We start from the raw sequence: 7,784 nt of genomic DNA, 5'->3' as shown, positions 1-7,784 counted from the left end.
GCCCACGACGTGAACGACACCCCTGATCGCCCCGACGACCTTCCCGCCGATCCCGACCGCCGCCGCTTACTCGGCGGCCTCGCCGCGCTCGGCGCCGGTGTCGCGCTCGCCGGCTGCGAAACCACCGCGGGCAACGCGCCGCGTTCGGCCGCCGACCTGCGCATCGACGAGGCGTTGCGCCAGCGCGTGCGCCACATCGTCGTGATCTATGCGGAAAACCGCAGCTTCGCGAACCTGTACGGCGATTTCCCGGGTGTCCGTTATCCGCTGAGCGAAGTGCGGCCCGAGCATGCGCAGCAGCTCGACCGCGACGGCAAGACGCCGCTGCCGGTGCTGCCGAAGATCTGGGGCGGGCTCGTGCCGCAGGCGCAGGAAGTGGACGGCAAGCGCTACGCGATCGCCGAGCGCGACATCGACAAGCTGCCGAACGCGCCGTTCCGGATTGCCGATGCGCAGGGCAAGCCGCTGCCGAACGGCGTGATCACGCGCGACCTGTGGCACCGCTTCTACCAGAACCAGATGCAGATCGCCGGCGGCCGCAACAACCAGTTCGCCGCATGGGCCGATTCGGGCGGCCTCGTGATGGGCCATTACCGCAATTCGGCCGACACGCTGCGGCTGTGGAATCTCGCACGGCAATACACGCTGTGCGACAACTTCTTCATGGCCGCCTTCGGCGGTTCGTGGATGAACCACATGTTCCTGATTTCCGCGCAGCCGCCGCGGTATCCGGACGCGCACAAGCATCCGCATGCGGCGAAGCTGCTGTCGAAGGTCGAGGGCGACGATCCGGCCGGCACGCGCCTGAAGCTCGCCGACGATTCGCCCGCGTCCGCGCTCGACGGCCCGCCGAAATTCGCGGTCGACGGCCCGCTCACGCCGGACGGCTACGGCGTGAACACGATGGCCCCGCCGTACCAGCCGAGCTACGTGCCGCCGCCCGATCCGGGCAATGCCGCGTATGCAGACCCGGCCGACCATCGCGTGATGCCGCCGCAGGGCTATGCGACGATCGGCGACCGCCTGTCGGAAAAGAACATCGACTGGGCGTGGTACAGCGGCGCGTGGCAGTACGCGCTCGAGCATCGCGACACGGGCACGGTGCCCGATTTCCAGTACCACCACCAGCCGTTCAACTACTTCGTGAACTACGCGCCGGGCACCGAAGCGCGCCGCAAGCACCTGCGCGACGCGGGGCTCGGCGACGAGCCGTCGACCAACCACTTCATCGCCGACATCGACGCGGGCCGCCTGCCGGCCGTCACGTTCTACAAACCGCAGGGCAACCTGAACATGCACGCGGGCTATGCGGACATCGAATCGGGCGACCGTCACATCGCGACCGTGATCGACCATATCCGGCGCGGCCCGCAATGGGAGAACACCGTGATCGTGATGACGCACGACGAAAACGGCGGCTGGTGGGATCACGTCGCGCCGCCGGTCGGCGACCGCTGGGGCCCCGGCTCGCGGATTCCGGCGCTCGTGATCTCGCCGTTCGCGAAAAAGGGCTTCGTCGATCACACGCTGTACGACACGAACTCGATCCTGCGCTTCATCAGCCGCGTGCACGGGCTCGCGCCGCTCGACGGCGTGGTCCTGCGCGACAACGCGTTCGCCGCGCGCGGCGCGACGCCGCCGGGCGACCTGACGAACGCACTCGAGCTCGGCTGACCGCCAGCCGGTCGCCGCAAACGACGACGCCCCGGGCCATCCGATGAATGGTCCGGGGCGTCGTTCGTTTCAGGCCCGGCGGCGCTACGCGGCGCTGCGCACTGCGTCGCGCACGGCCTGCGCCGCATGACGGCCGGCCTGCCGGCCGAAGAACGTCGCGTCGGCCAATGACAGCCCCGAACTGTATCCGGCGCCCCAGCGCGGCAGCCCGCACGTCGTGCGACCGGCTGCGTAGAGCCCCGGCACCGGCGTACGCGTCGCATCGAGCACCTGGCCGGTGGGCAGCGTATCGAGCCCGCCGAGCGTGAAGTGCGGATAGAACGCGTAGTCGATCCGGCAATCGAGCGCGACGAACGGCGGCTCGATCAGCGGCTGCAGCCACTGCTTCGCCTTGTGGAACAGCGGATCGACGCCGTCGGCCGCATGGCGGTTGTAGACGTCGACGGTCGCCGTCAGCGTGCCGGCCGGCATCTGCAGGTCGCGTTCGACCTCCTCCCAGGTTTCGCCGGCCGCCGCGATGCCGATTCGCGCGATGGCGGGCGGCTCCTGGTACGTCGCGTGGTCGACGAGCAGGTAGATGCGATCGTCGGCCTGATGGAACGCATGGTGGCCGGTGCGGCCGTGATAGCCGTCCTCGTTGACGAAGCGCTGCCCGCGCGCGTTCACGAAAATGCCCTTGATCAGCGCTTCGGGCGCGTAGAACGGCAGGCTGACGAAGCCCTCGTCCATGTGGATCGCCGCACCGCCCGCGCTCTGGCCGAGCAGGATGCCCGACCCGTCGTCGCCCGGGCTGCCGATCGGCTCGTCCGAGCGCAGGAATTGCGGCGCATGCCGGCGCACCATGTCGCGGTTCATCGCGAAACCGCCCGCGCACAGGATCACCGCACGGCGCGCACGCACGAACACCGTGTCGCCATACGCGCGCAGCACGACGCCGCGTACCGCGCCGCCGTCGTCGACGATCAGCGCCACCGCGCGCGTGTCGTAGCGCGTGGCCACGCCGAGCGCCGCGACACGCTCGGCCAGCACGCGCATCAGCAGTTGTCCGCCGCCCCAGCCCGGCCATTGCGGCGTGTGGCCACGCGGGCACGGCTTCGCGGCCTCGCTGAACGGCCAGGCTTCCTCGCTGCCCGACCAGATCAGGCAGTCGTCCGTTTCCGGTTCGACGATCCGCTCGGCGATGAACGTGTTCTTGTACGTCACACCCTGCGCGACGAGCCAGTCGTGGTGCGCCAGGCTCTCGTTCGCATAGAGGCGCACCTTCGCGTCGTCGGCGTCGCGGCCGCCCGCGAGCATCAGGTAGCGATACAGATCCTCGGTGTCGTCGGTGAAGCCGGCCTGCCGCTGCGCGGGCGTGCCGCCGCTGCCGCCGAGGTAGATCTCGCCGCCCGACAGCGCGCTCGTGCCGCCGTAGCTCGACGCGCGCTCGACGATCAGCGTGTCCGCGCCGGCGCTCGCGGCCTCGATCGCGGCACACGCGCCGGCCGCGCCGAAGCCGACGATCACGACGTCGTGGTCGGCGTCCCAGCGGTGCACGTCGCGCAGATTCAGGGGATGGGTCAGGGAATAGTCGAATGACATGACGAATGGATCGGCGTGGAGGAAATCTGCGGGATGCTGCGGGCGCGGCGATGGCCGCCCGCGTGGACGGCCTGACGCCAAGCAGCGTGGTCGATACGAATCCCATGCGCGGCACGGATGGAACGCCGGCGACATGAAACCTGACCGGCTACGCTGCCTGATGCGACACGCCACGTGTCGTATCGCGTGCGCTCGCCGAAAGCGGTCCACGCGCCATCGCGCCGCGATGGCGTCCTTCCTGCGCGGCTCGAGCCCGCACCGGCGTCACATGCCGCGCAGCGCGGCGAAACCGAAGTGCGACGGATCGATCGGCACGCACCCGGTCGGCAACCCGTTCGGATCGACCGAGCGGCATTGCAGGATGCCGGCCGCATACGGCGGCGACGGGACTTCGTCCGCGCCGTATCGCGCCATCGCCATGGCAGCGAACGTGCCCATCGCCAGTACGCACAGCTTGCGAGTCGTCAGTCTCATGATCGTCGTCCCCTCCGGTTGGCCGCTGGTGCGGTTCGTGTCCGGCGTGCCTCGCGTGCCGCACCGGATGACTGCACGGTAGCCAGCGCCAGGCCGGCGGCCATCGTCCGTTTCGACTAGGGGCAAACGCTGAGCGGACCGGGCGCCGCATGTCGCGCCGCAGCATGCGATACCGACGGCATCGCATGCCTGCGGGGCAGGCAATCACGTGACAGCCTTGCTCGACCGGTCGCTTCAATCGTCAGACGCATGTCCTGCTTCGTCACCGCATCGCACCATCGACTCGCGCGCGTACGCCGCACGCCGGCCGTCCCCGGTGTTTTCCCCGACCCCGGCCCTGCTCCGTATGGGTGATGAAGGTCGACCGGTCCAGTGCGAACCTGCGCATCGACGTCGCAATGCCGCCGCGTTCGCATACGCGACGCGACCGACTCTTTCCGTTCTTCCACGGGAGCACTGCATGACCGATTCGCATTCGCGCCACGCGCTGTACGAGCTTGCGTGCCGCTACGCCCAGGCCGTCGACCGGCGCGACTGGCCTCGCCTCACCGCCCTCTTCACCGCCGACGCCACGCTGGCCGGCCCCGGCTTCCGCTTCGACGACCGCGACGCGATCGTCGCCGGCATGCGCGTGATCGAGCGTTACGACGCGACCCAGCATCACGTGCACAACCAGCTCGTCACGCTCGACGGCGGCGAGGCCGATGTCGAGACCTACGGCGTCGCATGCCACGTGTACGTGCGCGACGGCGTGAAGCGCAAGCTCGACTGGGGGCTGCGCTATCGCGACCGCTGCGTGTTCGACGGCGGCACGTGGCGCTTCGCCGCGCGCACGCTGCACGTCGACTGGTCGCAGGATCTGCCGCTGGAAGGCTGAACGATGCGCGCTTCTGCTCGCTTCGCCGGCGGCATCGCAGGCGCCGCGCTGTTCCTTGCCGGCGGGCTCGCGACGCGGATCACCGGCACGATGCGGGACGTCGACGGTGACTCACTCGCGGCAGTCAGCGGGTATCGCGACCCGAACGGCTTCTAGACCCACTGCCATGCGTCGCGGGCAACGGCTTCGATTTCCGAGCAGCGGCCAGACACACCTGCCGCTTCATCCGTTCATTTCACGCGGCGCCCTTGCGCCGCCACCGGAGACACCATGAAGATCCTGATCGTCGGCGGCACGGGCCTCATCGGCGGCCACGCCGCGTTGCATCTGCACGCGCAAGGCAATCACGTGACGCTCGCCGCACGCAAGCCGGCCGCGGCCGGCAGCGCGCTCGCGCAGTTCGACGTGCTGCAACGCGACTACGTGGCCGGCAATTTCACGCGCGACGATCTCGCGCCGTTCGACGCGGTCGTGTTCGCGGCCGGCAACGACATCCGCCATCTGCCGCCCGGCACCGACGAAGCCGCGCACTGGGAACGCGCGAACGTCGATGCGGTGCCGCGTTTCTTCGCACTCGCACGCGATGCGGGCGTGAAGCGCGCGGTGCTGGTCGGCAGCTTCTACCCGCAGGTCGCGCCGGCGCTCGTCGACACCGTGCCGTACGTACGCTCGCGCCATCTCGCCGACGAACGCGTGCGCGCGCTCGCGACGCCGTCGTTCGCGGTGTGCAGCGTCAATGCGCCGTTCGTCGTCGGGTCGGTGCCGGGGTTGCGCAACGAGATGTTCGCCGCGTACACGGGGTATGCGAAGGGCCAGTTGGCGGGACTGCCGGTGTACGGACCGGCCGGCGGCAGCAACTTCATCTCGACGCAATCGCTGTCGGAAGCGATCTGGGGCGCGCTGCAGCGCGGCGAGGCCGGCAAGGCCTATCTCGTCGGCGACGAGAACCTGAGCTTCGCCGACTACTTCGCCGCGTTCTTCCGCGCGGCCGGCAACCCGCGCGACGTGCCATCGCTCGACCAGGAGCATCCGCTGCTGCCCGACATCGCGATCTACACGGGGCGTGGCACCGTCGTGTCGTACGAGCCCGATCCGGCGGATATCGCACTGCTGCGCTACCGGCGCGGCGACGTACAGCGCGCGGTCGACGAAGTCGTCGCGCATTGCAGCGCGCGGTGAGCGAACGGGTCAAGCACGGCGTGGATACGAAAACGTCCCGCCGCCGGCAACAAACGCCGGCGGCGGGACGTCAGGGTCGATAACGATGCGTACCGCGTCAGCCGCCGATACGCTGCTCGATCTTCTTCATCGTGTCGGTCATTTCAGCCGGCAAGCGCAGCTTCAGCGTCTCGAACAGCGCCGCATGCAGCTTCAGCTCCTCGCGCCATTCGTCGGCGTTCATCGACGTCACCGCATCGAACTGATCGCGCGTGAAATCGAGGCCGTCCCAGTGCAGGTCTTCATACGCAGGCGACACGCCGAACGCATGCTCGCCGCCACCGCCGGTGCCTTCGAGACGATCGAGCATCCACTTCAGCACGCGCATGTTCTCGCCGAAGCCCGGCCACACGAACTTGCCGTTCGCATCCTTGCGGAACCAGTTCACGCAATAGATCTTCGGCAGCTTCGCGCCGGCGGCTTCGAGCTGCTTGCCGAGTTTGAGCCAGTGCGCGAAATAATCGCTGACGTTGTAGCCGCAGAACGGCAGCATCGCGAACGGATCGCGGCGCACGATGCCCTGCTGGCCGACGGCTGCCGCGGTCGTCTCGGAACCCATCGTCGCGGCCATGTACACGCCTTCGACCCAGTCGCGCGCCTCGGTGACGAGCGGTACCGTCGTCGAGCGGCGGCCACCGAAGATGAATGCGTCGATCGGTACGCCGGCCGGGTTTTCCCAGTCGTCGTCGATCGACGGGCACTGCGCGGCCGGCGCGGTGAAGCGCGAGTTCGGGTGCGCGGCCTTGCGGCCGGTTTCCTTGGCTATGTCGGGCGTCCACGGATTGCCCTGCCAGTCGGTCAGCTTCGCGGGCGGCGTGTCGGTCAGCCCTTCCCACCATACGTCGCCGTCTTCCGTCAGCGCGACGTTCGTGAAGATCACGTTGTCCTTGAGCGTGGCGATCGCGTTCGGATTGGTCTTCACGCCCGTGCCCGGCGCCACGCCGAAGAATCCGGCTTCCGGGTTGATCGCATACAGACGGCCGTCGCGGCCCGGCTTCAGCCACGCGATGTCGTCGCCGATCGTCGTGACCTTCCAGCCGTCGAAGCCCTGCGGCGGGATCAGCATCGCGAAGTTGGTCTTGCCGCACGCGGACGGGAACGCGGCCGCGACGTGATACTTCTTGCCGGCCGGCGACGTCACGCCGAGGATCAGCATGTGTTCGGCGAGCCAGCCCTGATCGCGGCCCATCGTCGACGCGATGCGCAGTGCGAAGCACTTCTTGCCGAGCAGCGCGTTGCCGCCGTAGCCCGAGCCGAAGCTCCAGATCTCGCGCGTTTCCGGAAAATGCACGATGTACTTGACCGGGTTGCACGGCCACGGCACGTCCTGCTGGCCGGCTTCGAGCGGATGGCCGACGCTGTGCACGCACGGCACGAAATCGCCGTCCTCGCCGAGCACGTCGTACACGTCGCGCCCCATGCGCGTCATGATCCGCATGTTCACCGCGACGTACGGGCTGTCGGACAGTTCGACGCCGACGTGCGCGATCGGCGAACCGAGCGGGCCCATCGAGAACGGCACGACGTACAGCGTGCGGCCGCGCATCGAGCCGCGGAACAACCCGTTGAGCGTCTCGCGCATTTCGGCGGGCTCGATCCAGTTGTTGGTCGGGCCGACGTCGTCGCGCGAGGCCGCGCAGATGAACGTACGATCCTCGACGCGCGCGACGTCCGACGGGTCGGATTGCGCGAGATACGAATTCGGGCGCTTCGCCGGGTTCAGGCGCTTGAGCGTGCCTTGATCGACCATCGCCTGGCACAGCGCATCGTATTCTTCCTGCGAGCCGTCACACCACACAACCCGCTCGGGCTCCGTGAGTGCCGCGATACGCGATACCCAGTCGATCAGCTTGCGATGTTTGACGAAAGCCGGCGGAGCGATCAGCGGGCCGTGTGTCGCTTCGGCCATGGTGTTTTGCGACATGGGGATGTCTCCAGATTATTGGGCGGGGATGGGGGA

At 68.6% G+C, this 7,784-nt stretch carries 7 protein-coding genes; 4 read left to right on the top strand and 3 right to left on the bottom strand.

The window, feature by feature from the left end; genetic code table 11:
• Positions 1–9: 9 nt before the first annotated feature.
• On the top strand, positions 10–1,674 hold the full coding sequence (locus tag H0X95_RS35410) for an acid phosphatase (protein WP_059722766.1): 1,665 nt from the start codon (positions 10–12) through the stop codon (positions 1,672–1,674).
• 84 nt (positions 1,675–1,758) lie between these two features.
• Here the strand turns inward: H0X95_RS35410 and H0X95_RS35405 are convergent, their stop codons facing one another.
• Both H0X95_RS35405 and H0X95_RS35400 read right to left on the bottom strand, forming a co-directional pair.
• Positions 1,759–3,255 carry an FAD-dependent oxidoreductase gene (locus H0X95_RS35405; RefSeq protein WP_034202314.1) on the bottom strand — a complete coding sequence of 499 codons (1,497 nt, stop codon included), beginning with the start codon at positions 3,253–3,255 and terminating at the stop codon, positions 1,759–1,761.
• A 264-nt stretch (positions 3,256–3,519) separates the two neighbouring features.
• Entirely contained in the window at positions 3,520–3,729 is a 210-nt protein-coding gene (locus H0X95_RS35400) for a hypothetical protein (protein ID WP_006483048.1), read from the bottom strand.
• A 460-nt stretch (positions 3,730–4,189) separates the two neighbouring features.
• Between H0X95_RS35400 and H0X95_RS35395 the strand changes: the two genes are divergently transcribed.
• The 3 genes from H0X95_RS35395 to H0X95_RS35385 all read left to right on the top strand — a co-directional run bounded on the left by H0X95_RS35395 (position 4,190) and on the right by H0X95_RS35385 (position 5,785).
• On the top strand, positions 4,190–4,606 hold the full coding sequence (locus H0X95_RS35395; protein ID WP_059722764.1) for a nuclear transport factor 2 family protein: 417 nt from the start codon (positions 4,190–4,192) through the stop codon (positions 4,604–4,606).
• Positions 4,607–4,609: 3 nt separating this feature from the next.
• The gene (locus tag H0X95_RS35390) at positions 4,610–4,762 is read left to right on the top strand and encodes a hypothetical protein (RefSeq protein WP_176731449.1); all 153 of its coding nucleotides are present in this window, start codon (positions 4,610–4,612) and stop codon (positions 4,760–4,762) included.
• A gap of 114 nt (positions 4,763–4,876) precedes the next feature.
• On the top strand, positions 4,877–5,785 hold the full coding sequence (locus tag H0X95_RS35385) for an NAD-dependent epimerase/dehydratase family protein (RefSeq protein ID WP_059722762.1): 909 nt from the start codon (positions 4,877–4,879) through the stop codon (positions 5,783–5,785).
• Positions 5,786–5,882: 97 nt separating this feature from the next.
• On the opposite strand, the gene H0X95_RS35380 is transcribed toward H0X95_RS35385, so the two are convergent.
• A complete protein-coding gene (locus H0X95_RS35380) occupies positions 5,883–7,748 on the bottom strand; it encodes a phosphoenolpyruvate carboxykinase (GTP) (protein ID WP_006483011.1) in 1,866 nt (621 codons plus the stop codon).
• Between the last annotated feature and the right edge of the window lie 36 nt (positions 7,749–7,784).

This window comes from Burkholderia sp. 9779_493 (genome assembly GCF_015712215.1).
GTDB classification, from domain to species: Bacteria; Pseudomonadota; Gammaproteobacteria; order Burkholderiales; family Burkholderiaceae; genus Burkholderia; species Burkholderia cenocepacia.
Note: the sequence above shows the minus strand (reverse complement) of the source record. Positions and strands in the feature narration are given on the sequence as shown.